This window comes from Halarchaeum sp. P4 (genome assembly GCF_051195175.1).
GTDB lineage: Archaea > Halobacteriota > Halobacteria > Halobacteriales > Halobacteriaceae > Halarchaeum.
In genome coordinates this window covers 83532-106347 of sequence record NZ_JBNTKC010000006.1, presented here as the reverse complement: position 1 = coordinate 106347, position 22816 = coordinate 83532, and the positions used below count along the sequence as shown (strand labels likewise).

The 22816-nt window shown below is 67.2% G+C and carries 19 protein-coding genes; 9 read left to right on the top strand and 10 right to left on the bottom strand.

Going from position 1 to position 22816, the window contains the following annotated elements; translation table 11 throughout:
* Window positions 1-35: 35 nt before the first annotated feature.
* The 3 genes from ACQUS8_RS15650 (at window position 36) to ACQUS8_RS15640 (ending at window position 3505) form a co-directional block, all read left to right on the top strand.
* Entirely contained in the window at window positions 36-764 is a 729-nt protein-coding gene (locus ACQUS8_RS15650; RefSeq protein ID WP_435102820.1) for a fumarylacetoacetate hydrolase family protein, read from the top strand.
* A gap of 117 nt (window positions 765-881) precedes the next feature.
* Window positions 882-1976, top strand: coding sequence for a Gfo/Idh/MocA family protein (locus tag ACQUS8_RS15645; protein ID WP_435102818.1), 1095 nt, complete (start codon window positions 882-884; stop codon window positions 1974-1976).
* A gap of 86 nt (window positions 1977-2062) precedes the next feature.
* Entirely contained in the window at window positions 2063-3505 is a 1443-nt protein-coding gene (locus ACQUS8_RS15640; protein WP_435102816.1) for an aldehyde dehydrogenase family protein, read from the top strand.
* Window positions 3506-3639: 134 nt separating this feature from the next.
* Here the strand turns inward: ACQUS8_RS15640 and ACQUS8_RS15635 are convergent, their stop codons facing one another.
* Window positions 3640-4863 carry a mandelate racemase/muconate lactonizing enzyme family protein gene (locus tag ACQUS8_RS15635; protein ID WP_435102814.1) on the bottom strand — a complete coding sequence of 408 codons (1224 nt, stop codon included), beginning with the start codon at window positions 4861-4863 and terminating at the stop codon, window positions 3640-3642.
* A gap of 96 nt (window positions 4864-4959) precedes the next feature.
* On the opposite strand from ACQUS8_RS15635, the gene ACQUS8_RS15630 reads away from it, so the two are divergent.
* Complete coding sequence (locus ACQUS8_RS15630; RefSeq protein WP_435102812.1) at window positions 4960-6087, top strand: enolase C-terminal domain-like protein; 1128 nt, start codon at window positions 4960-4962, stop codon at window positions 6085-6087.
* A gap of 64 nt (window positions 6088-6151) precedes the next feature.
* On the opposite strand, the gene ACQUS8_RS15625 is transcribed toward ACQUS8_RS15630, so the two are convergent.
* Window positions 6152-7171 (bottom strand): SGNH/GDSL hydrolase family protein, encoded by a 1020-nt coding sequence (locus ACQUS8_RS15625; protein ID WP_435102810.1) that lies wholly within the window; start codon window positions 7169-7171, stop codon window positions 6152-6154.
* A gap of 40 nt (window positions 7172-7211) precedes the next feature.
* Window positions 7212-8051 (bottom strand): NAD-dependent epimerase/dehydratase family protein, encoded by an 840-nt coding sequence (locus tag ACQUS8_RS15620; RefSeq protein WP_435102808.1) that lies wholly within the window; start codon window positions 8049-8051, stop codon window positions 7212-7214.
* Between the two features lie 87 nt (window positions 8052-8138).
* Between ACQUS8_RS15620 and ACQUS8_RS15615 the strand changes: the two genes are divergently transcribed.
* Both ACQUS8_RS15615 and ACQUS8_RS15610 read left to right on the top strand, forming a co-directional pair.
* Complete coding sequence (locus ACQUS8_RS15615) at window positions 8139-8810, top strand: carbohydrate-binding family 9-like protein (RefSeq protein WP_435102806.1); 672 nt, start codon at window positions 8139-8141, stop codon at window positions 8808-8810.
* A gap of 53 nt (window positions 8811-8863) precedes the next feature.
* Window positions 8864-9643 carry an SDR family NAD(P)-dependent oxidoreductase gene (locus ACQUS8_RS15610; protein ID WP_435102804.1) on the top strand — a complete coding sequence of 260 codons (780 nt, stop codon included), beginning with the start codon at window positions 8864-8866 and terminating at the stop codon, window positions 9641-9643.
* Between the two features lie 349 nt (window positions 9644-9992).
* On the opposite strand, the gene ACQUS8_RS15605 is transcribed toward ACQUS8_RS15610, so the two are convergent.
* The gene (locus ACQUS8_RS15605) at window positions 9993-10931 is read right to left on the bottom strand and encodes a dihydrodipicolinate synthase family protein (RefSeq protein ID WP_435102802.1); all 939 of its coding nucleotides are present in this window, start codon (window positions 10929-10931) and stop codon (window positions 9993-9995) included.
* A 181-nt stretch (window positions 10932-11112) separates the two neighbouring features.
* Here ACQUS8_RS15605 and ACQUS8_RS15600 point away from each other — a divergent pair, with 181 nt between their 5' ends.
* On the top strand, window positions 11113-11343 hold the full coding sequence (locus ACQUS8_RS15600; protein ID WP_435102800.1) for a hypothetical protein: 231 nt from the start codon (window positions 11113-11115) through the stop codon (window positions 11341-11343).
* Between the two features lie 6 nt (window positions 11344-11349).
* Here ACQUS8_RS15600 and ACQUS8_RS15595 read toward each other — a convergent pair whose 3' ends face one another.
* The 6 genes from ACQUS8_RS15595 to ACQUS8_RS15570 form a co-directional block, all read right to left on the bottom strand.
* The gene (locus ACQUS8_RS15595; RefSeq protein ID WP_435102798.1) at window positions 11350-12399 is read right to left on the bottom strand and encodes a lactonase family protein; all 1050 of its coding nucleotides are present in this window, start codon (window positions 12397-12399) and stop codon (window positions 11350-11352) included.
* Window positions 12400-12438: 39 nt separating this feature from the next.
* Entirely contained in the window at window positions 12439-14640 is a 2202-nt protein-coding gene (locus ACQUS8_RS15590) for an ABC transporter ATP-binding protein (RefSeq protein ID WP_435102795.1), read from the bottom strand.
* Window positions 14641-14643: 3 nt separating this feature from the next.
* The gene (locus ACQUS8_RS15585; RefSeq protein WP_435102792.1) at window positions 14644-15696 is read right to left on the bottom strand and encodes an ABC transporter permease; all 1053 of its coding nucleotides are present in this window, start codon (window positions 15694-15696) and stop codon (window positions 14644-14646) included.
* A 40-nt stretch (window positions 15697-15736) separates the two neighbouring features.
* Window positions 15737-16732: an ABC transporter permease gene (locus ACQUS8_RS15580; protein ID WP_435102790.1), complete on the bottom strand. Its 996-nt coding sequence runs from the start codon at window positions 16730-16732 to the stop codon at window positions 15737-15739.
* A gap of 85 nt (window positions 16733-16817) precedes the next feature.
* A complete protein-coding gene (locus tag ACQUS8_RS15575) occupies window positions 16818-17015 on the bottom strand; it encodes a hypothetical protein (protein WP_435102788.1) in 198 nt (65 codons plus the stop codon).
* A gap of 89 nt (window positions 17016-17104) precedes the next feature.
* Window positions 17105-18967, bottom strand: a complete 1863-nt coding sequence (locus ACQUS8_RS15570) for an ABC transporter substrate-binding protein (RefSeq protein ID WP_435102786.1) — start codon at window positions 18965-18967, stop codon at window positions 17105-17107.
* Window positions 18968-19084: 117 nt separating this feature from the next.
* Here ACQUS8_RS15570 and ACQUS8_RS15565 point away from each other — a divergent pair, with 117 nt between their 5' ends.
* Both ACQUS8_RS15565 and ACQUS8_RS15560 read left to right on the top strand, forming a co-directional pair.
* Window positions 19085-20983 carry a hypothetical protein gene (locus ACQUS8_RS15565; protein ID WP_435102784.1) on the top strand — a complete coding sequence of 633 codons (1899 nt, stop codon included), beginning with the start codon at window positions 19085-19087 and terminating at the stop codon, window positions 20981-20983.
* Between the two features lie 345 nt (window positions 20984-21328).
* Complete coding sequence (locus tag ACQUS8_RS15560; protein WP_435102782.1) at window positions 21329-22774, top strand: glycoside hydrolase family 4; 1446 nt, start codon at window positions 21329-21331, stop codon at window positions 22772-22774.
* Window positions 22775-22816 lie beyond the last annotated feature (42 nt).

Here is a 22816-nt window from a genome sequence, read left to right as displayed (position 1 = left end):
CACCGCTTAGTAGTCGCTCGCTGTTGGTGGGGACGATGCGACACGTCAGATTTCGTGACCCGGCCGGGAGCGTCCGGCAGGGCACGTGGACGGACGACGGTATCGAGTTCGCGGACCGCACCTACGACCCCGAGGAGGTCGAGGTACTGCCGCCGAGCGAGCCCACGAAAATCGTCTGCGTCGGGCTGAACTACGAGCGCCACGCCGAGGAGGAGGGGATGGAGATTCCCGAGCGTCCCCTGCTCTTCTTGAAGACGCCGAACACGGTCGCCGGCCACGGCGACACCATCACGCTCCCCGAGGGCAAGGAGACCGTCGAGCACGAGGTCGAGTTCGGGGTCGTCATCGGCGAGCAGTGTCGGAACGTCGCCGCCGAGGACGCCGAGGACGTCATCGCCGGCTACACGATTGCGAACGACGTCTCGAACCGCGACGACCAGTACGTCGAGCAGAACTGGGTGCGCGGGAAGGCCTTCGACGGCTCGTGTCCGCTCGGCCCCGTCGTCGCCGACCCCGAGCACGTCCCCGAGAACGCCGACGTCGAACTCCGCGTCAACGGCGAGGTCCGCCAGTCCTCGAACACCGAGGAGTTCATCTTCTCCATCCCCGAACTCGTCGAGGAAATCACGCAGTACATGACTCTCGAGGAGGGCGACGTCATCATCACCGGGACACCCGCCGGCGTCGCGCCACTCGAAGACGGCGACCACGTCGAAATCGAGATCGAGGGCATCGGCACCCTCGAGCACGGCGTCACGCGCTAACGCGACACAATAATTTATTAGCCGTCCGCCACAGAGGGCAGGTATGGACGACCAGCGTGTGGAGTCCCGCAGAGTGCCGACCACCTGTCCGACGACACCGGAATCGGAGGCGTCGAGATGACGTACCGCGCGGGCATCATCGGCGCGGGCGGCATCGCCGGACTCGGCATCCTCGGGATGCACGACGAGGAGGACATCGGCCGGAAGAAGTTCGAGGCGAGTCACGCCGGCGGCTACGCGGCGACCGACGACATCGAACTCGTCGCCGTCTCCGACGTCGACGCCGAGAAACTCGCCACGTTCGGCGACGCGTGGGACCTCCCCGAGGACGCCCTCTACACCGACCACGAGGCGATGCTCGCTGAGGAATCCCTCGACGTCGTCTCGGTCTGTACGCCTTCCTACCTCCACCACGAGCACGTGACCGACGCCGTCGATATCGGAAACCCGGACGTCGTCTGGTGCGAGAAACCCATCGCGTCCAGCGTGAGCGACGCCGAGGAGATGATCGAGGCCTGCGAGGAGGGGGACGCCGAGTTGCTCGTGAACCACTCCTTTCGCTTCACGGAGAAACTCGAGCGGCTCCACGAACTCGTCCACGAGGAGGGGGTGCTCGGCGACGTCCATTCGGTGAGCGCGCAGTACCGGATGGAGCTCCTGCGGAACTCGACGCATCTCCTCGACACGCTCGTCTACCTGCTCGACGCGCGCGCGGAGTCAGTGGCGGGACACATCACCGGCGAGAACGAGGCCGTGGACTCGCTCGACGCCGACATCGACGTGGACGACGCGGGCGGTGGGGGGTTCGTCGTCATGGACGACGGGACGTTCACGACCGTCGACTGCACGGTGCCGCGCGCGGACTCCTCGATGACGCTCAGCTTCGTCGGCTCAGAGGGCAAACTCTACATGAACAACGACGACGGCGAGTGGCGCTACTGGCGCTTGGACGACGGCGAGCACGTCGAGGAGCCCCTGCCCGGCATCGAGGGCGCGTGGACGTGGGACGAGGACTACCGGCGCGCGTTCCCGAACGCTGCCGCACACGTCGCCGAACTCCTCAACGGCGAGGCGGAGAACCGCTCGCCCGGAACGGACGCGCTCCGTTCGCTCGAAATCATCGTCGCGTTCTACATCTCTGAACACTCCGGCGGCCGCATCGATGTCCCGCTCGCACGGCCCCTGCGCGACGTCACAATCACGTCGTGGTAACCTGAGCGGGCCGAGCGACTCCGGGAGGTGCAAAGCCCGCCGGTATCCAAAGATGGGTGTGGCGGGACGACTAACCACGCGCTTGCATGCCAGACGCGAACAAGAATTACGTGGGCGGCGCGTGGACGACGACGGAGACGGGCGAGACGCTCGACGTCGTCAATCCCGCCGACCCGAGTGAAGTCGTCGCGCGCTACCAGCAGTCCAGTAGCGAGGACGCGACCGAAGCAGTCGAGGCGGCCGCCGAGGCCGCCGACGAGTGGGCGGCGACGCCCGGCCCCGAGCGCGGCACCGTCCTCCGCGAGGCAGCGAAAATCCTCGACGACAAGAAGGACGAGCTCACCGACGAACTCGTCGCAGAGGAGGGCAAAGCCCGTCCCGAGGCCGCCGGCGAGGTCCAGCGCGCCATCGACATCTTCTACTACTACGCTCAGAAGGCGTCCGACCTCGGCGGCAACCGCAAGTCCCCGAGCGCGGCCAACAAGGACCTGTACACGGTACAGGAGCCGGTCGGTGTTGCGGCGCTCATCACGCCGTGGAACTACCCCATCGCGATTCCCGCCTGGAAGCTCGCGCCCGCGCTCGCCACCGGGAACGCGGTCGTCCTCAAGCCCGCGAGCGTCGCGCCCGGTCCCGCCGTCTCGCTCGCCGAGGCGCTTGATGAGGCCGGCCTCCCGGACGGCGTCCTGAACGTCGTCACCGGCCCCGGTAGCGAAGTCGCCAACACGTTCGTCGAGGCCGACGAGGTCGATGCCGTCTCCTTCACCGGCAGCAGTCAGGTCGGTGAGATGGTCTACGACCAGGCGACGGATAACGGCAAGCGCGCCCAGATGGAGATGGGCGGCAAGAACCCGACGGTCGTCGCGTCCTCCGCGGACCCCGAGGAGGCCGCCGAGATCGTCGCGTCCGGTGGTTTCGGAACGACCGGCCAGTCCTGTACGGCGTGTTCGCGCGCCATCGTCCACGAGGACGTCTACGACGAGTTCGTCGACGCACTCGTCGATCAGGCCGAGTCCATCGAAATCGGCCCCGGCAACGAGGCCGAGATGGGCCCGCAGGTCTCTGAGTCCGAACTCGAGGGTACCCTCGAATACATCGACATCGCCGAGGAGGAGGGCGCGACGCTCGCCGCCGGCGGTGGCCAGCCCGACGACCTCGGTGACGGCTACTACGTCGAGCCCACCGTGTTCACCGATGTGGAACGTGATTACCGCATCGCTCAAGAGGAAGTCTTCGGTCCGGTCGTCGCCGTCATCAAGGTCGGCAGCTACGAGGAGGGCGTCGAGGTCGCGAACGACGTCGACTACGGCCTCTCCTCCAGTATCGTCACCGACGACCACAGCGAGGCCAAGCAGTTCATCGACGACTCCGAGGCGGGTGTCGTGAAGGTGAACGAGAAGACGACCGGCCTCGAACTCCACGTTCCTTTCGGCGGGTTCAAGCGCTCCTCCAGCGAGACGTGGCGCGAGCAGGGCGACGCCGGCATCGACTTCTACACCATCTCCAAGACCGTCTACGACAGCTACTAACTGTCCGGTAGCGCCGGACGCGAGCGGCCCCCGAGTCGGGGTCCGTTCGGGTCCGATTCGCGCTTCGACGTACGGCCCGCGACCGACAGCGGCCAACCACGTACCACCGCACGCAGGTAAGCGTTTGGCACAGTTCACGCCTCGTCGTATTCGAACTCCGTCCACGCCCCCTCGACGTAGGGGTACTCCTCGATGACTGATTCGTCCACCTCGACGCCGAGACCCGGCCCCTCGGGGAGCGTGAGGCTGCCGTTCTCAACGTCGAGGTCTGTTTCGAGGACGTCCGCCGCGAGCGGGAAGGGATACATCGCCTCGACGCCGTCTCCGAAGACCGGATACTCGAGGCGAACGTCCTCGGGTGAGGCGGCGACGAGGTGGCCGTTCGCGACGAGGCCGAGGTGCGTCCCGAAGTTGTGCGGGACGAACACCACGTCGTCGCGTTCGGCGCACAGTTCGACGCACTCCCAGCAGCCCGTGAAGCCCGCGTGGTGTCGCACGTCGCCCTGCAGGAAGTCGACGCCGGTCTCGAGGAGGCGACGGAGGCCGGCGACGGACGCCTCGCTCTCCCCGCCTGCGAGCGGGAGGTCGGTCCGTGCATCGAGGCGCTCGTAGGCGTCGTAGTCCGCGGGTTCGACCGGTTCCTCTATCCAGTAGGGGTCGGAGTCCGCGAAGGCGTCGAACTGTTCGACGACCTGCTCGAAGTCGTAGGAGCGCTCGCCGAGTTTCCACCACGTGTGTGCGTCCACCATGAAGTCCATCTCGTCGCCGACGGCCTCGCGGAGGAGGCGGACGGTGCGCTCGTCCTTCTCGGGGCCGAGGCCGGGCCGGTACTTGTACGCGGAGAACCCCTGCTCGCGGAGGGCGGCGGCCTGCTCGGCGTACCCCTCGGGCTCCATGTACATGCCGGCGCTCGCATAGAGGTCGAGCGGCTCCGGGTCGACATCGCCGTCCGCGAGCAACTCGTAGACCGGCGCGCCGAGTTCCTTCCCGCGGATGTCGTGGTAGGCGACGTCGAGGACGCCGAGCGCCTCGGAGGCGAGTTTCGTGGGGAGGTCGAGACCGGCGACGGCGTCGCGGAGGTCGGCGGGCGACTCGACGGTGACGCCGTCGAGCGCGGCGGCGACGCGCGTCTCGAGGAGGTCGGCGAGGTCGTCGTGCGAGGTGCCCTCGAAGTACTCGCGCATCGCGGAGCTCGTCGCGGCGGCGGGCGCGTACCCCACCAGTCCGTCCGCCGTTTCGACGACGGCGAGCACGAAGTCGCGTTTCAGGAGGCGGCGCCGGCCACCGTAGAACTTCCTGACTTGCGGCGGGTCAATGGGCGAGGACAGCGTGTGCACTGTGATGTCTGCGAGTCGCATACATGTGCTGTGTGCGCGCGGTGCTTAGTCTTTTTCGAGCGTGTGACTCTCACCCGAAGTTATTTACGCGTCTCGCGCGCCTCCTGTGGTAGTCCGATGCAGATTACCGACATCGAGACCGTCCGTTACAGCCGCACGAAACGCCGGAGTCGGGACGAGAAGGGCCACGCACACCCCGGTCCAGAGCGCGAGTCGACGGGGACGCTGACGCGCGTCGTCGTCGAGGGCGGCCCCGACGGCTACTGCTTCGGGGGCGACGAGCGCGCGAACGAGGTCGCGAAACGCCACCTCGTCGGCGAGGACCCGCTCTACCGCGAGGAGCTCTGGAACCGCCTCTACCGAAGCCAGCGCCTCCACAAGGGAACGCTCCACGACAAGGCGCTCTGCCGACTCGACATGGCGCTCTGGGACGTCGCGGGGAAAGTCGCGGGCCTCCCCGTCTACAAACTCCTCGGCGCGAGTCGCGACGAGGTGCCCGTTTACGCGAGCACGATGGTCGGGGACGACGACCCGGACGGCCTCGGCACGCCGGAAGCGTACGCCGACTTCGCCGCCGACCTCGTCTCGCGGGGCTTCGAGGCCATCAAACTCCACAGCTGGATGCCCCCATACGACGCCGACCCGGAGCGCGTCGTCGAGATGTGCCGGCAGGTGCGCGCGGAAGTCGGCCGGGACGTCGACCTGATGCTGGACTCGCACCACTACTACGCGCGGACGGAGGCGAAACGCATCGGGGAGGCGCTCGCGGACCTCGACTTCCGGTGGTTCGAGGAGCCGATGGACGAGCACTCGCTGTCGGCCTACGAGTGGCTGACGAACGAGGTGGACGTCCCGATTATCGGCCCGGAGACGGCGGAGGGGAAGATGCAGACGCGCGCGGAGTGGGCGAAGCGCGGCGTCGCGGACATCGGCCGCGTCGGCGTGACCGACGTCGGCGGCATCACGCCCGCGAAGAAGGTCGCGAGCCTCTACGAGTCGTTCGGCATGGAGTGTGAGAGCCACGGCGACAACGTCGGGAACCTCCACCTGCTCTGCTCGATGGCGTTTCCCGGCCGCTACCACGAGTACGGCCTCCTCCACCCGAAGTACGACTACGAGGTGGCGGACGACCCCGCAGTGACGAACACGCCACACCCCGAGGACGGCGTCATCGAGGTGCCGGACGGGCCGGGCCTCGGCCTCGACATCAATTGGGACTACGTCGAGGCGAACCGCGTCGAGTAAGTCGGTCACGCGGCGACTCGGGACTGCGCGTGGCAGTCGCAGTGCGTGGCAGTCGCGATGCGTGTCAGTCGAGGAGCGGGTCGAGTTCTGCGGCGAGGTTCTCGCCCATCCGTATCATCGCGTCGTCGCCGGGATGGACGAGGTCGAGGGTGAGCCCCTGCAGGCGGTCGAGTATCTCGCGGCCCTCGCGGAGGTGGACGTTGTCGTGCTCGCTCGCGGCGGCCACGTCGCGAAGGGCGTCGCGGAACTGCTCGCAGCGGCCGTCTTCGTCGGAGCCGGCACAGACGTCGCGGGCGTTCGGGTAGATTGTGACGGGGACGACGGGTTTCCCGGGGTTCTCGGCGGCGACGGTGTTCACGAGGTAGTCGGCGCGCTCGCGGAACTCCGCGACGGAGAACCGGTCGACCATGTTGACGGAGACGGCGAGCGTCGCGACGTCCCAGTCGTCGCGGGCGGCGATGTGGTCGGCGATGGCGGCGTCGCAGAAGGCGGTGCCACACGACCCGAGGTTGATGGGGTCGGCGCGGAGGCGGGTCGCGGCCTGCGAGACGTAGGTGAGGTGCTCGCCGAGCGGCGCCTCGCCCTCGGTGATGGAGGTGCCGTAGGCCAGGTAGCGCCGGTCGGGGAGTTCGTCGTCGCGCGGCGGGCGACGCGCGCCCGCGGCGCCGTGGTAGTAGACGTGGCCCCCGCGGTGCTCGCCGGGGAGGCGGAGGCGGCACACCTCGGGGGCGTAGTCGAGACCAGCGCGGTGGTCGTCGCGGATGCGGCCGAGTTTCTCGGGGAACTCCACCTCGATGGTCGTCGGTTCGGCGCCGACGACGTACTCCTCATCGCTCTGGAACGGCCCCCAGAACGGCCGGACGATGCTCTCACGGACGTCCGTCGAGAGCGTGACCGAGACGGTCTCGCCGGGGTCGGGGACGAAGCGGAGTTCGACGCCCGCCGGGTGGCACATCCGGGTCTGGGCGCCGTCGTTCAGGTCGGTGCGGACGGCCTCGGGGACGCGCTGGACGCGGCGGCCGCCGTGGTCGTCGACGTCGCGCAGTTCGCCGGCGTTGTGGAACTGTATCGAGTCGTGCTGCACGACTCGTCCCACGCGACCGGTCGTGATATACGTTATCCCCTCACTCTGGCGGCGCGTCCCACTCGGCGCCGTCGTCAACGGGCCGGTAGCCAATCTGCGTCCGCGCGTGCTCGATATCGAACCACCGGGTGGCGTTGTCGCTAACGCCGTAGAAGACGCCGTGCTCGACGGTGTCGTCGTCGAGACAGCAGGCGACCTGGTGGGCGAAGTCGCGACGCGACTGCCACATCGCCTTCATCCGGCGGACCTTCGCCTCGTAGGCGTCGCTCCCGCGTTCGATGTCGCCGGCGTCGACGGCGTGCTCGGCGTCGCCGTAGGGGTGGTCGTAGTCCGGGCCGTTGAGCGTGCAGATGCGGAGGGCGTAGAAGTTCGTCGGCGCGTCGTAGTTCTCGACGTAGTACCGCCCGAGGTCCTCGCCGAAGCTCTTGGAGGCGCCGTAGAAGGAGTCGGGGCGCACCGGGTCGGTGTGGTCGAGGAGGAGGTCGTGTTTCCGCTCGTAGAGTTCGGGCGCGAACTCCGCCTCGTACAGCCCCATCACGTGGTTCGTGGAGGCGAAAACGAACGTCCCGACGTCGTGTTCGCGCGCGGCCTCGAGGGCGTTGTAGGCGCCGATGATGTTCGATTCGAGGATTTCGTCCCACGACCCGCCGGTGCCGGGGTAGGCGGCGAGGTGGACGACGGCGTCCTGCCCCTCGAAGGCGGGCGCCATCGCCTCGTAGTCGGCGACGTCCGCGACGTGCGTGTCGAAGCCGCCGTAGGGGTCTTCGGGCGGGCGGTCCGAGCGGTTCAGGTAGGTGAGCTCGTAGCGCTCGTCGTCGTCCAGATGGTCGATGAGCGCGGTGCCACAGCGGCCGTACGCGCCGGTTACGAGTACTCGCATGGCACTCCCTACCGTAGGACGTGAGTTAAAAGTATGGTTACGGGACGCGGGGTGAGTTTTATGCGCGGACCGGGCGAACTGGGAACGATGACGGAGTACATCATCGAACGCGCGGAGGCATCCGTGCCGCTGACCGACGAGCACGACGGGACGCCATGGGCAGCAGCCGAGGCGTTCGCCCTCGACGAGTTCGCGTGGTACGAGTCGGGACCGAAGCCGTTGACGACGGGGCGCGCGCTCTACGACGAGGAGGCGCTCTATCTCTTCTTCGACGTGACCGACCGCGACATCCACGCGGAGGTGACGGAGTTGAACGGCCCGACGTTCGAGGACAGTTCCGTGGAGTTCTTCGCGCGGCCCGCACCGGAGGCGAGCGAGCACTACCTCAATTTCGAGGCGAACTGCTGCGGGCAGTTCAAACTCGGCTGGCAGGCGCCGAACTACGCGGCACGCGGGCTCGGCCGCGACCTGATTCCCGAATCGCTCGCCGAGCACATCGCCGTCGAGACGTCCGAGGAGGGGCCGACACGGGAGCCACGGTCGGACGACGAGTCGTGGTGGCTGGCGGCGCGACTCCCCTTCGACGTCCTCGCGGCGTTCACCGGTCTCGACGTCGCGCCGTCGGCGGGGACGACGTGGACGGGGAACTTCTACCGGAGCGGGCTACCGGACGAGCAGAAGGCGACGTGGAGCCGCATCGAGGAGCCGGAACCGGTCTATCACTCCCCGGAGTATTTCGGTCGGTTGCGCTTCGCCTGAGGCACCGCGGCGAAGCCGTTTTGTGGTACTCCCGCGAAGCCGCGAGTATGTGTATGCGATTCACAGACAGCGTCGCAGTCGTCACGGGCGGCGGCTCGGGCATCGGCGCAGCGTGTGCGCGAAGACTCGCCGCGGAGGGCGCGGACGTCGCTGTCGTGGACTGGGACGCCGAGGCAGCGGAGATGACGGCGACGAGCATCGAGGACGAGCACGGTGTCCGCGCGCTCGCCGTCGTCGCGGACGTGAGCGACGAGGGGGCCGTCGAAGCGATGGCCGAGCGCGTCGTCGAGGCGTTCGAGTCGGTGGACGTCCTCGTGAACAACGCGGGCGTCCGCGTCGACCCCGGGCCGGTGACGGAGGCCACCGAGGAGGACTGGGACCGGATTCTCGGCGTGAACCTGAAGGGGGTCGCCTTCTGCAGCAAGCACGTCGTCCCGCTCCTGGCGGCGTCCGGCGGCGGCGCGGTGGTGAACGTCTCGTCGGTGAACGCGACGCTCGGGCGCACGGACTGGGCGCAGTACGACGCGACGAAGGGCGGCGTGCTCTCGCTGACCCGCGACATGGCGTGCGACCACGCCGACGCGGGCGTCCGCGTGAACGCCGTCGCGCCCGGGTGGGTGATAACGGACTACCACCTACAGGACGTCGCGGACCCGGAGGCCTACCGGGAGAAGAAGACGACGCGCGGCGGGAGCGACGCCGGCGTCCTCCGGCGGGCCGCCGACCCGTCCGAGGTCGCGGCCGCCGTCGCCTTCCTCGCCTCCGGGGATGCCTCCTTCGTCACCGGCGTAACGCTCCCGGTCGACGGCGGGAAGTCCCTCGGCGCGCCCTGAGTCGTTCTCGACAGCGCAACGGACGACGAGCGGTCGCCGAAGCGCCGATTGGGCCCGCATGACCGCGTGAGCGGTGTAAGGGACGCAGGATTTACACCAGTATTACTGTAACGAACAAGGCTGGTCGTGCCACTCTTGTTCTCCACTGGTGAACAGGTGGTGAGTCGAGTCGGGGCCGAACACGGCGACGGCGGAGTTTCGGGGAGAGAGGGCGCTCGTCCCATCAAAATCTGGTGGCCATCGTTCCCACAGTGAGAACGTATTCGGTGGCCGCGACTTCGGGAGTCGAGCGGCGGCGCCGCTCGCGGGCGCTGTTCGTGAAGAAGTGGACGTCGGGTCGGTGGTCGGTTCAGGCGAGGACGCGCGCGATGTCGTCGTCGAGCCGAGCGTAGAGTTCCTCGGCGCGGCGCTCGTCCGACGGCGAAAGCGGACAGATCGGCTCGCGGACGTTCCCACCGTGCAGGCCGGCGAGTTCGAGGCCCTTCTTCACCGCCGAGACGCTGATGGCGCCCTCGATCTGGTTGTCGTCACCTGTCTCGTCCCGGAAGCGCTGGTAGGGGAGGCAGATGTTCCGCAGCTCGCGGGCGCGCGCCCAGTCCCCCTCGGAGAGCGCGTCGAAGAGCGCGAGGCCGACCTCGGGACGGAAGTTGCTGACGCCCGCCGAGAACCCCTCGACGCCCTCCGCCCAGAAGGAGACGGCGAACGGTTCGGCGAGGCCGTCGACCCAGACGACGTCGTCCGCGCCGGCGGCGACCCCCGACCCGAGCTTCACAGCGTCCTTCAGGGCGTACTTGATGCCGACGACGCCGTCGATTCGGGTGAGGTCGGCGAGGTAGTCGACCGAGGGGTCGAACCCGCGGACGTACGGGACGAGCGGCGTCTCCGTCGCGGCGTCGAGCTTCCGGTAGTACTCGAGGAGGCCGCGTTCGTGGAGATAGGTGAAGTCCGGCGGCATGATCATCATCGCGTCGACGCCGACGCGGTCGTAGGCCTCGATGAGGTCGATGGCGTTGTCGGTGCTCCCGCCGACGCCCGCGAGGACGCAGGCGTCCGACGGCAGGGCGTTCACGCTCGTCTCCGTGACGTCGATGCGCTCCTGCTGGGAGAGCGAGTGATACTCGCTGATGTTCGCGGCGGTGAGGAACGTCTCGATACCCTGACTGTGGAGGTCACGGGCGTTCTCCTCGATTTTCGCGTGCTCGATGTCGAGGTCGTCGTCGAACGGTGTGAGGAGCCCGGCGGCGACGCCACGGAGCCGGTTCCGGACACCGTCGGCTGACAATGGCATACGTGTGCATGGCCGTGATACTGCTTAAACCCATCGGCGTTTGGGTGATTCGCGCGCCCTCGGGCGGTCGCCGGACGTCCAGTCGGTCGACGGCGGCGACGGTCGGCGGCCCCGGACTCGGCGGCACGATCGGTCCTAACCATCACAATCAATAAATACTGTGATTGCATATCACACCACTATGAGTTCCGTGCAGCAATCCAGCGACTCGGCCGGCTTACTCGACTCGGGCGCCATTCAGACGGTTCGTAACTCCGTGTTGTTGTTGTTCGCGGTCGTCGGCGTCATCGAGGTCGTACTCGGCTACCTCATCAACACCGGCGCATGGGCGGCGATACTCGCCGTCTGGGGCACCGGCCTCATCGTCATCGGCCTCGTCGGCCACACGTTCGTCTGGTGGAAGCGCCAGTAACCCCGCTTATTCTTCGACGAAGGCGGCACAGGTCGGACGCGGGAGTGCGCACGCTGACCCGGCGCGTTCGAGCGTCCCGTCGTCCGCGTCCACTCTGAAGGGAACGAGCGTGTCGCTGTCCCGATTCGCCGCGAGCAGGAGGTCGCCCAACGGGTCGAGGGCGAAGTCGCGCGGTTTCGCGCCGCCAGTCGGAACCGTCGCCGTCCGGTCGAGAGCCGCGGGGTCGTGCGCGTCGAAGACGGCGATGCTGTCGTGACCGCGGGTCGACGCGTATACCCACGCTCCCGACGGATGGACGTGGACGTCCGCGCACTGACTCGCCAATGCGTCCACCCCGTCCGGGAGTGTCGAAGCGTGGTCGCGCACAGTGAGGTGGCCGCGGGCGTCGACGTCGAGCGACGTAAGCGTCGCGTTCAACTCGTTCACGACGTACGCGGTGTCGCCGTCGGGCCCGAACGCGAGGTGGCGCGGGCCCGCCCCGTCCGGGAGGACGGCGTCCGCCTTCGGCACCGGGACGAGCGCGTCGTGCTCGTCCTCAACGCGGTAAGCGACGACGCGGTCGGTGCCGAGGTCGGGAACGTAGACGAACTCGCCGTCCGGTCCCGGGACGACCGAGTGTGGATGGGGGGCGTCCTGTCGCCCCGCGACGACGCCGGAGCCGTCGTGCTCGACGACCGACGTCGGGTCGGTCGGCCGGCCGTCCCCGTCCAACGGGCACATCGCGACCGTGCCGCCGTCGTAGTTCGCGGCGAAGACGAAGCGCCCGGCCGGGTCGACGCTCACGTAGCACGGCCCCGCGCCGCCGCTGTCTACGTCGCCGACCCGCGAGACCGCTCCGGCGTCCGCGTCGATGTCGAACGCGCTGACGCGCCCGCCGTCCGTGCGGTTCGCCGCGTAGAGCGTCCCACCGTCCGGATGGACCGCGAGATGGGTCGGGCGTTCGACTGGGAGGGCGTCGGTACGCGAGAGCGCCGCCGAGTCGGTATCGACGCGGACGCCGTAGACGCCGGCGTCGTCGCTGGCAGTCGAGCAGACGAACACGAGGTTGTCGGGCATACGTGAAGCCAGCGCGCGCCGGGACAATAAAGGAGGGTGTCAGTCGTCGCTCGCGGCCGCGTCAGGAGCGCCGACCGTCTCGAGGTCCGCCTCGTCGATTGGGGAACTCGTCCAGTACTCGTGGTCCGGCTGCGTGCGGAAGCAGGTCGCACGATGGGACTGCTCGTCGGAGGCCGCGTAGGCGTCCGGCGTCTGCTGTTTGCACACCTCGCGGGCCTCCGGGCAGCGCGTGTGATAGCGACAGCCGCTCGGCGGGTCCGTCGGGTCCGGAATGTCGATTTTCCGGATGGGCGGCTCCTCGGCCCCGCGGTCGGCGTCGAGCTCCGGCGTCGCCCACCGGAGCGCCTGCGTGTAGGGGTGCTGGGGGTCGTTGATTATCTGCTCGGGCGGGCCGATTTCGACGATTTCGCCGAGGTAGACGACGGCGATACGCCCGCCAGTCTTGCGCGCGATGTAGCGGGCGTTCGAGAGGTCGTGGCTGACAAACAGGTAGGAGGTGTCGAAGGTGTCCTGCAGGCGGATGAGCAGGTCCATCATCTCGACGCGCAGCGAGACGTCGAGCGCGGACACCGGCTCGTCGGCGAGGATGAGCTCAGGGTTCATCAGCATCGCGCGAATCAGCGCGACGCGCTGCTGCTCGCCGCCCGACAGCTGGTGGGGGTAGCGCTCGATGTAGTCCTCCGGCGGCTCCATCCCGACGTGCTTCAGGAGGCTGAGGATGCGCTGCGTGCGGTCGTTGCCGTCAAGCTCGTCGTTCCAGCGGCGCAGCGGCTCCTCCAGCGACGCCTTCACGCGGCGGTGGGGGTTCAGCGAACTCCCGGGGTCCTGGTGGACGATCTGGAGCGAGCGCCGGATGGTCTCCCAGTCGACGTCGCCGCTCCCCGTGCCCGCGTTGACGTCCCAGATGTCCTCGCCGCGGTACTCGACGGAGCCGCCGGTCGGCTCCTGGAGGCCGACAGCGGTCTTCCCGAGTGTCGTCTTCCCACAGCCGGACTCGCCGACGAGGACGACGGCGTCGTTCTCGTAGACGTCGAGGCTGACGCCGTCGACGGCGCGCACGACGTCCGGGTCGGAGAAGAAGTCGAAGAAACCGGTCTCCTTCTCGAAGTGGACTTCGACGTCATCGAGCGAGACGACGGGGTCGTCGGAGCTCTGGTCGGCCGTCGTCGCGAGCGCGACGTCGTCGTACTGGTCGATGTCCGAATCGACCATCGGAATGGTCTCCTCGGCGTCCTCCCAGTGGTGACAGTGGACGTGGTGGTCGCCGTCCACCTCGTAGGGGCCGGGGTCGGTGGCCTCACACTGCTCGTCGGCGAGCGGGCAGCGCGGGTGGAACGAACAGCCGGCCGGGACGTTCACCGGGTCGGGCGCACTCCCCTCGACGGGACGCATCGCCTCAATGGGCGACTCGAGGTTCGGCGTCGACTTCAACAGCAGGCGCGTGTAGGGATGGGTAGCGTGTTCGAGGATTTCGTCGGTCGGCCCGATTTCGGCGAACTCGAAGGCGTAGAGGACCCCGACGCGGTCCGCGACGTCCGCGACGAGCGGCAGGTCGTGCGTGATGAAGACGATGGTGAGGTCGTAGCGCTCCTTGAGGTCCTGCAGGAGCGCGATGATGGAGCGCTGCATGAGGAGGTCGAGCGCCGCCGTCGGCTCGTCCATCACCAGCACTTCCGGTTCGAGCACGAGCGAGAGCGCGATGAGCGCACGCTGCTTCATCCCGCCCGAGAGCTCGTGCGGGTAGGCGTCGAGGACGCGCTCCGGGTCCAAGTAGAGGTCGCGCAGTATCTCGCGGGTGCGCTCCATCCCCTCGTCGACGTTGTAGTTGTGCGAGTCGAGCGTCTCGACGAAGTGCGTCTCGATCTTCCGCACGGGGTTGAACGAACTCATCGCGCCCTGGAAGACCATCGAGACGTCCTCCCAGCGGAACTCCTTGAGCCCCTGCTTGGAGAGGTCGAGGACGTCCACCGGGTCGCCCTGTTCGGGGTAGTAGGTGATGTCGCCGGTAGTGATACCGGGGTCGGGGACGGCGTCGAGGAGCGCGGACGCGAACATCGACTTCCCGCTCCCCGACTCGCCGACGACGCCGATGACTTCGTTGCGCTCGATGTCGATGGAGACGTCGTCGAGGACGCGGGACTCCCCGCGCTCCATGTCGAAGGAGACGGAGGCGTTCCGGACTTCGAGTATCGTGTCGGTACCGCTCGACGGTCGGGTGTAGTGGGATTCGGAGACGGTCATGGGTCAGGCACCACCGTGGTCGCCGCTCAGGTCGTCGTCCGCGTCGGTGCGCTTCTCGTGGCGGGCACGGACGCGCGGGTTGAAGACGCGGTCGAGGGACTGTCCAAGGAGGATGAGGCCGATGGAGAGGAAGACGATGGCGCCCATCGGCACGAGGAACCAGTGGAGTGCGCCCGGCTGGTAGTACGCGCCGGACGTGTACGCGAGGTTCAGGACGACACCCCAGTTCAGGTTGCTGAACGGGAGGATGCCGAGGTAGTAGAGCGCCGCCGCCTCGAAGATGACGCGGCGGGCGGCGTTGGTGAGGTTGATGACGACGAACGGCATCAAGTGTGGGACGATTTCCTTGAAGACGATGCGGTTCGTCGAGAGCCCCATCGCCTGCGAGGCCTCGACGAAGGACTCCTCGCGGAGCGTGAGGACCTGCGAGCGAATCGAGCGCGCGAGGCCGCCCCACGACGCCGTACAGAGCAGGATGCCGACGACGTACGGGTTGCCGCCGATGGGGAGGAGGAGCGCGAGCACCATCACGAGCGGGAAGCCAGGGATGTTGATGAATATGTCCGTGATGGAGCTGAGGACGGTGTCGGTCTTGCCACCGGTGTAGCCCGCGATGGCGCCGACGGTCGTGCCGAGGGTGACGGTGAAGAGCGCGCCGGCGGCGACCATCTTCAGCACCGAGCGCGTGGAGTAGACGGTCTGGGAGAACAGGTCACGTCCCATCGCGTCGGTGCCGAGCGGGAACTCCAGATTCTGGAAGGGCTGGAGGAGCGCCGGGCCGTCGGTGACGGCGGTGGGCGTGACGACCATCGGGCCGAAGATGCCCATCGCGAGGTAGATGAAGACGATGGTGAAGCCGATACGCGCACGCCAGTCCGTCCAAACGATGGCGACGGGCGCGCGGACGTAGCTGTCGTACAGTTTCCAGAGGCGGTCCTGTCGGGTCTCCGTGGTCTGGGAAACCACTTCGAACGGCGAGGAGACGCTCCCGCCGTCGGGAACAGCCTCCGTCGGGTCGTCGTAGAGGTCGTCGTCGGTAGTGTTCTGGTCAGTCATGGGTCAACCCCCGTGATGGGCGTCGGGGAGTCGGTGTGGCTCACTGCCCGTCACCTCCCGCACGCGGGTCGATGAGCGAGTAGGTCAGGTCGGCGAACAGGAGCGCGAGGACGACCGCGATGGTGATGAGGATGAATCCCCCCATCATCAGCGGGTAGTCGCGCTGGTACGTCGCGGACAGCAGGTAGTAGCCGAGGCCCCGGTACTGGAAGACCTGTTCGAGGACCGCGGACCCGCCGAACATCTCGCCGATGCTGATGAGCAGCGAGGTGTACATCGGGAGGACGGCGTTGCGCGCGACGTACTGGGTCGAGATAGTGATGTCCGAGAGTCCGCGCAGGCGGGCGACGCGGAGGTAGTCCGACCCGAGGACGCGAATCGAGTTCCCGCGCATCCCGAGCGACGCGATGCCGGACGCGACGAGCATCGACGCGATGGGAAGTAACGCGTGCTGGACGATGCCGACGATGTACGGCAGGTTGAACCCGGGCGCGATACCCGTCGGCTCACGGCCGCCCACCGGGAAGATGTGCCACCGGTAGGACAGGAAGATGAGGAGGACGATGGCGAGGACATAGAAGGGAACCGACCCCATGAGGATCGCCCACGAGGTCAGCCCGACGTCGAGTTTCCCGCCCTCCCAGTACGCCATGAGCGCGCCGACGGAGATGCCGATGAAGAAGCTGAGGAACACCGACCAACTCAGGACGAACAGCGTCCACGGGAGCGCGTTCGCCAGGATGTCAGCGACCGGCTGCTGGTAGTACGTCGAAATCCCGAGGTCGCCCTGCAGGAGGTTCGCGAGGTACTCGACGTACGCGATAGGTATCGGCTTCGACGGGTCGATACTCAATCGGAGTTGGACGAGTTCGCGTGCGCGAACCGGGTTCACTCCCTGTTGCTCTAGTCGCCTGATCATCGCACCCATCGGGTTGCCCGGCATGAGTCGCGCCAGGACGAACGAGAGGGTGGTGACGGCCCATATCGTGAATATGGACTGTCCGAGCCGTCGTGCGCGCCATCCTAGTGATACCATGACACAGTCGTACACGGTATTTGCAAAGGTACATAATTAATGTGTCGGCTTATCGCAGACGGCACCGCGACGCGGCCCCGCGCCGCTACCCGAGCGGGTCCCAGCCGGTGTAGAGGACGATGACGCCCGCGACGAACGTGAGCAGGATGGGGACGAGTGTGAGCTGGGCGACAATGTACGAGGACGTCCCCGGCTCGATGTACTGGAACGAGAACGCGAGCAGCAACAGGAAGAGGATATCGACGCCGATGATGGTTCGTGACGCGGTCTGAAGCAGTCCCATGCGAAGGCGAAGCACACAGAGGGTAATAAATACCCCGCTCGGTGGGACGACAGGGAGTCAGCAGAGAGAGCAGCGGCGCGGGGGGAGCGTCACTTCATCTTGAGGCCGCCCATCTTCGGTGCGATGTAGATGGCGTCGTCGACGCCGTTCTTGATGCCGTCCCGGACCGTCATCGACCAGTTCGAGCCGTTGTACGCGCCGGCGTCCGGCTCGTAGAGCACTTCGATTTCGGGGAGCGTCTGGTTCCACCACCACATCAGCTCCTTGTGGTACTGCGGGTCGTTCGTGGACTGCCACTTGAGGATGTGGTCGCGGACGTTGATTTCCTTCGTGCCGCTGGACCCGCTCGGGTCGCCGACCGGCATCGGGATTTCCGCGTTCGGGTTGAAGTGAGTGATGGACTGCACCCACTCCGCGAGGAGGCCGACCGACCACATCGCGGTGAGGCCGTTCGCGGAGGAGCCGTCGGGCATGATGTCGAAGTTCCCGTTCTTCCGGCGCTGGTCGAACGTCGCGTCGTCGACCTGCTCCTGCTCGACGGCGATGCCGAACTCCTTGAGGCACTGCTTGAGCACCTGAATCTGCTGGGCTTTCGCCCCGTTCATGATGCTGATCTGGAAGCGGTCGCCGTTCGGTGTGTACCACTTCCCGCCTTCGAGGGTGTAGCCCTCACCCTTCAGCAGCTGGGTGGCGCGCTCGGTGTCGTTCTGGCCGTAGAGGGTGAAGTCCTGCACCCACTCCGTCGGCTTGACCTCGCCTTCGGAGAGCACCTTACCGGGGACGCGACACGGCGCCCACTCGAAGATGCGCTGGACACCCTGCAGGAGCGGCTTGACGCGCTGGCGGTCGTAGACGTGCGCGATGGCCTTGCGGACGTTGTTGTTGTTCATCGGCGACTCCTGCTCGACGTTGTAGCCGCAGTTGAACGAGATGAGCTTGTTCGAGGAGCGCCCCTCGCGGTAGAGCGTCGTCCCCGAGGGGAGTTGGCTCCGCAGGCTGTCCTTCACCGGGAAGCCGGTGAACGCGCCGTCGACGAGGCCGTTCGCGTACGGCTGGAACGGCTTGTTCTGCGTGAACTCCTTGAGGACGAACTGGTCGAAGTTGATTTGGTCGGCGTGCGGGTGGTCCTCGTACTTCGTCATCACGATGCGGTCGTCGCCGACCTCCGAAATCTGGAAGGGGCCGTGTCCGATCCACTCCTCGTCGGAGTTGATCATCGGGTAGGTCGCGGACGTGATTTCCTCGACGACGGACATCTTCTCCTCGCCGCTGGAGTTGCGCAGGCGCTTGTGCCAGTCGCTCCACTTGTCGTCGTCGTGCTTCGTGAACACCCCGCGGGCGAGGTTGCCGTTGTAGATGCCGATGGTGTTCTGGACGGCGAAAATCTGTGAGAGCGGCTTGTTCAGCTCGATGCGCGCGTGGAAGTCGTCGGTGGCCTCGACGGACTTGATGAGCGGGTCGGAGTCGGAGTCGCCGGCGGCGACGATCTCGTTCTCGATCTGCTGTTGCATCACCCAGTCCTGCGCGACGAACTGGTCGCCGTTGTGCCACGTCCACTGGTCGCTGAAGGTGACTTCGAGTGTCGTGTCGCCCGTCATCTCCCACGACTTCGCCATCAGCGAGTAGGCTTCGTTCTTCGTCGGGCTGTAGACGACCGGCCGGTCGAAGACGCACGCGCCGGGGTGCCAACAGCCGGATTGGGTCGGGTTCCACGGGTTGAAGTGGCGTTCCGTCGGGAGCGCCCCACTGGTGAGCGGGTCGAAGAGGCGGAAGCTCGCCGTGTCGGTGCTACCGCCGCCGTTCTGGTTGGTGGTCCCGGTTCCGCCGCTGGTCGTGGTGGGGTCGCTGCTCCCGCCACATCCGGCGAGGAGCGTCGCTCCGCCAGCAGCGCCGTACTTGAGGAACGACCGTCGACTACTCACGCGGTCCCGCCAGTTGCTACCTTCTGGCATAGTACCCCTGTTGTCGATAGGGGGATAAATAGTTAATCATCTTTCAGACTGTATTCAGGACCGTGCTGTGAGACCGCGACCCAAATCTTGATTACGGCACGGGTACCCGTACAGCGCATGTCTCAATTCGAGGCAGTCCGCTCGGTTTCGACGCCCCCGGAATGGGCGGTATCGCAACGCCGGCTGTTCGACGTCTCGCGAGAGGCCGTCGAGGACTTCGTGGAGCACTACTTCGACGAGAACGGCGACCCGCTCTGGCCGCCCGAGGACTACGTCGGCCTCGACGGCTCCGACGACATCATCGAGGGGTTCTACAACTGGCCGCTCGTCTACGCGATGGGCGGCGATGAGGCCCTGCTGGAGTACGCGAAGGAGAAGTACGAGGCCGCCATCGACGTCCTCTCCGAGACGGAGACGCCCTATGGCCACCCGATGTACGTTGATGAGTTCGACCAGTGTCGCGACTGGTTCCACCTCGGCGAGGGTAACCTCTACACGTACAACATGGGCCTCGCCGACCCGGCGGATGACACCGTCGTCGAGCGCGCCGAGCGCTTCGCCTCCCTCTACTTCGGCGACTCGGAGACGAACAATTACGACGCCGAGAAGCGCCTCGTCCGGGGCCCGCAGAACGGGAGCATGGGGCCGGACTTCTGTGACTTCGAGAAGTACGAACACCACGGCTACGGCGCCGACTATCGCTGGTACCGCCACAGCCTGCCGTGGCGCGACATCGACGAGTTCGACGAGGCGGCGGACCTCCACGACCCCGCGAACGAGGAGCGCCTCTTCGAGGTGTTGAACGAGCGGTGTTCGACGGGCGACATCCCGCTCAACCTCAACATCACGAGCCTGATGACGAACGCCTACCTCCATACCGGCGACGAGCGCTACCGGGAGTGGGTGTTCGACTACCTCGAGGCGTGGCGCGAGCGCACCGCGGAGAACGGCGGCATCATCCCGGACAACGTCTCGCGTGACGGGGAAATCGGCGGCGTCGCCGGGAAGTGGTACGGTGGCTACTACGGGTGGTCGTGGGGCGGCTGGCACTACATCGGCATCGGGCCGACCGTCGCCGCGGAGAACGCCGTGCTCCTCGACGGCGACCGCGAATATCTCGAGTTCCCGCGCTCGCAACTCGACGTCCTGATGGAGAACGGCATCGAGGTGAGTTCGGACGCCGTCCACGACACCCTCCACATCCCCCACAAGTACGGCGACCCCGGAAACTACCACTACAACGCCTCGGGCGTCCTCCGCGAGGACGACGGCGAGGTGAAGTTCGAGGACGGCTGGTACGAGTTCCAGACGCACAAGGACGACCCGTACGCGATTCACCTCTGGTACATGTCCCAGTCCGAGGCGGACCGCGAGCGGGTGCGTTCGCTGCGCGACTGGGGCAAGCAGGACTGGCGGCGCGTCGACCCGCGCGCGAAGACGAAGCACGGCGACGGTCAGGAGTACGCGTGGCTGGCCTACCTCGACGGCGACTTCGAGGATTACCCCGAGCGCATCATGGACGCGAGTCACGCGCAGGTCCAGGAGCGTCGTGAGCTGATGCGCGAAGAGGGGTTCGCGCCCGAGGACCCCGACGAGGACTACCTCCGCGACAGGAACCCGGTCTGCGAGAAGGGTCTCCTCCAGCTCACGATGGGCGCGCCCCAGCCGGTCTACTACGGCGGCCTCGTGATGGCGCAGGTCCGGCACTTCGACGTCGGCGAGGGACGACCCGGCCTGCCGGAGGGCGTCGCGGCACTCGTCGAGGACGTCACGCCGGAGGGAATCGAATTGACGCTCGTGAACGTCGGCGGGAGGGACCGCGAGATGGTCGTGCAGGCCGGCGCGTACGGCGAGCACGAGTTCGGGACGGTCCGCGACGACGACGGCCGGACGGTCGAGGTGAACGGGAACGTGCTCGCGGTCTCGGTCCCGAGCGGGACGCGCCTCTCGCTCACCGCGGAGATGGACCGGTTCGTCAACGACCCGTCCTACGAGCCGCCGGCGGCGCTGGAGTAACTCCATCCCCACCGTTCGTTCCCTTCTCGAAAACAAGGAGCGTCAGCAGGCGCCAGTCTAGCGCGTCCAGCGTGCTCGGTCCCGAGAAACCAAGCACGCCGTTCTCTTAGCGAGAACATTTTCGCGATGCCATTACACGACTATTGACGTAAAGGGGAAGCATGGCACGCCGCGTTCGCGTCAGGATTCCGGGACGTACAGGCGCTCACCGGGTGAGACAGGCGAACCGGGCGGCGGGCAGCACACCCGAATTCGATTCCCGCCGTGAGAACGCGACTGTCGCGCGGGTGGTCGCGGTGCCCGGGACACCAACAGTTTTGGCGCTCGCGTGTGGGTATTGTGAGCGTGCACCAGTTATCGACGTCCGCGACGGAGAGCGGAACGGAGCGGGCGGACGACCTGCGTATCGGCTACGTCGGCGGCGGCAGCCGCGGGTGGGCGCGCACCCTCATCAACGACCTCGCACAGTGTCCGGACCTCGGCGGGACGGTGGCACTCTACGACGTCCGGCCCGAGGCTGCGAGGCTGAACGCCGACCTCGGCAACCACGTGATGGCGCGCGGCGACGTCGTCGGCGACTGGACGTTCGAAGTCCACGAGGCGATGGCGGACGCCCTCGCAGGCGCGGACGTCGTCGTCTGCTCGACGCAGGACCCGCCAGAGGAGACGTTCGTCCACGACCTCGACGTCCCGAAGGAGTACGACATCCACCAGACCGTCGGCGACACCGTCGGCCCCGGGGGCGTGATGCGCTCGCTGCGCTCGATACCGCAGTACCGGGAGATTGCGGCGACGGTCCGCGAGCACTGTCCGGACGCGTGGGTACTCAACTACACGAACCCGATGACCGTCTGCACGCGGACGCTCTACGCGGAATATCCCGACGTCAACGCCATCGGCCTCTGCCACGAGGTGTTCAAGACGCAGGAACTGTTCGCGGACATCGCCGAGCGGTACGTCGACGCCGCCGAAGACGTCTCCCGCGAAGCCGTCGACGTGAACGTCAAGGGCATCAATCACTTCACGTGGGTCGACGAGGCGCGCTGGCGCGGCCACGACCTCTACCAGTACCTCGACGCCGAACTTGAGTCCCGGAAACCGCTCCCGGGCTTCGAGCGCGGCGCGCTGGAGGGCGAGTCCTACTGGACGAACAACTATCAGGTCGCGTTCGACCTCTATCGGACGTTCGGCCTGCTCGGCGCGGCGGGCGACAGACACCTCGCGGAGTTCGTCCCCTGGTACCTCGCCGACGTCGAGGACGCCGCGGACATCGAGCGTTGGGGAATCCGCCTCACGCCGAGTTCCGCGCGCGTCCCGGACGGCGAGGCGGACGCCGCCGCGGAGGTCGAGCGCGTCCTCGACGGCGAGGAGACCTTCGAACTCTACGAGTCCGGTGAGGAGTTCGTGGACATCGTGCGCGCGCTCGTCGGGATCGAGCCGCTGAAGACGCACCTCAACTACCTGAACGAGGGCCAGATACCGGACCTCGAACGGGGTGCGGTCGTCGAGACGAACGCGCTCGTGACCGGCGACGACGTCTCGCCCGTGACCGCCGGGCCGTTCCCGGACCCCGTCCGCGAGCACGTCTCGCGGGCCGTCTCGAATCAGGAGACGCTCATCGAGGCGGGGATGACGGGCGACTTGGGCCTCGCGTTCCGGGCGTTCCGCAACGACCCGCTGGTCACGCTCGACCCGGCGGACGCACGCGCGCTCTTCGCCGACCTCGTGGAGCGCGAGCGCGACTACCTCGACGCCTACGACGTCAACGACGCGGCCGTCCTCGCGGAGTGACGGCGCGTCCTGGGACCTTTTCACATTCACCCCAATACATAA

Coding starts and splice junctions, on each gene's coding strand:
- ACQUS8_RS15650 (WP_435102820.1), top strand. CDS start 36: ATGCGACACGTCAGATTTCGTGACCCGGCCGGGAGCGTCCGGCAGGGC.
- ACQUS8_RS15645 (WP_435102818.1), top strand. CDS start 882: ATGACGTACCGCGCGGGCATCATCGGCGCGGGCGGCATCGCCGGACTC.
- ACQUS8_RS15640 (WP_435102816.1), top strand. CDS start 2,063: ATGCCAGACGCGAACAAGAATTACGTGGGCGGCGCGTGGACGACGACG.
- ACQUS8_RS15635 (WP_435102814.1), bottom strand. CDS start 4,863: ATGCGACTCGCAGACATCACAGTGCACACGCTGTCCTCGCCCATTGAC.
- ACQUS8_RS15630 (WP_435102812.1), top strand. CDS start 4,960: ATGCAGATTACCGACATCGAGACCGTCCGTTACAGCCGCACGAAACGC.
- ACQUS8_RS15620 (WP_435102808.1), bottom strand. CDS start 8,051: ATGCGAGTACTCGTAACCGGCGCGTACGGCCGCTGTGGCACCGCGCTC.
- ACQUS8_RS15615 (WP_435102806.1), top strand. CDS start 8,139: ATGACGGAGTACATCATCGAACGCGCGGAGGCATCCGTGCCGCTGACC.
- ACQUS8_RS15610 (WP_435102804.1), top strand. CDS start 8,864: ATGCGATTCACAGACAGCGTCGCAGTCGTCACGGGCGGCGGCTCGGGC.
- ACQUS8_RS15605 (WP_435102802.1), bottom strand. CDS start 10,931: ATGCCATTGTCAGCCGACGGTGTCCGGAACCGGCTCCGTGGCGTCGCC.
- ACQUS8_RS15600 (WP_435102800.1), top strand. CDS start 11,113: ATGAGTTCCGTGCAGCAATCCAGCGACTCGGCCGGCTTACTCGACTCG.
- ACQUS8_RS15595 (WP_435102798.1), bottom strand. CDS start 12,399: ATGCCCGACAACCTCGTGTTCGTCTGCTCGACTGCCAGCGACGACGCC.
- ACQUS8_RS15590 (WP_435102795.1), bottom strand. CDS start 14,640: ATGACCGTCTCCGAATCCCACTACACCCGACCGTCGAGCGGTACCGAC.
- ACQUS8_RS15585 (WP_435102792.1), bottom strand. CDS start 15,696: ATGACTGACCAGAACACTACCGACGACGACCTCTACGACGACCCGACG.
- ACQUS8_RS15580 (WP_435102790.1), bottom strand. CDS start 16,732: ATGGTATCACTAGGATGGCGCGCACGACGGCTCGGACAGTCCATATTC.
- ACQUS8_RS15575 (WP_435102788.1), bottom strand. CDS start 17,015: ATGGGACTGCTTCAGACCGCGTCACGAACCATCATCGGCGTCGATATC.
- ACQUS8_RS15570 (WP_435102786.1), bottom strand. CDS start 18,967: ATGCCAGAAGGTAGCAACTGGCGGGACCGCGTGAGTAGTCGACGGTCG.
- ACQUS8_RS15565 (WP_435102784.1), top strand. CDS start 19,085: ATGTCTCAATTCGAGGCAGTCCGCTCGGTTTCGACGCCCCCGGAATGG.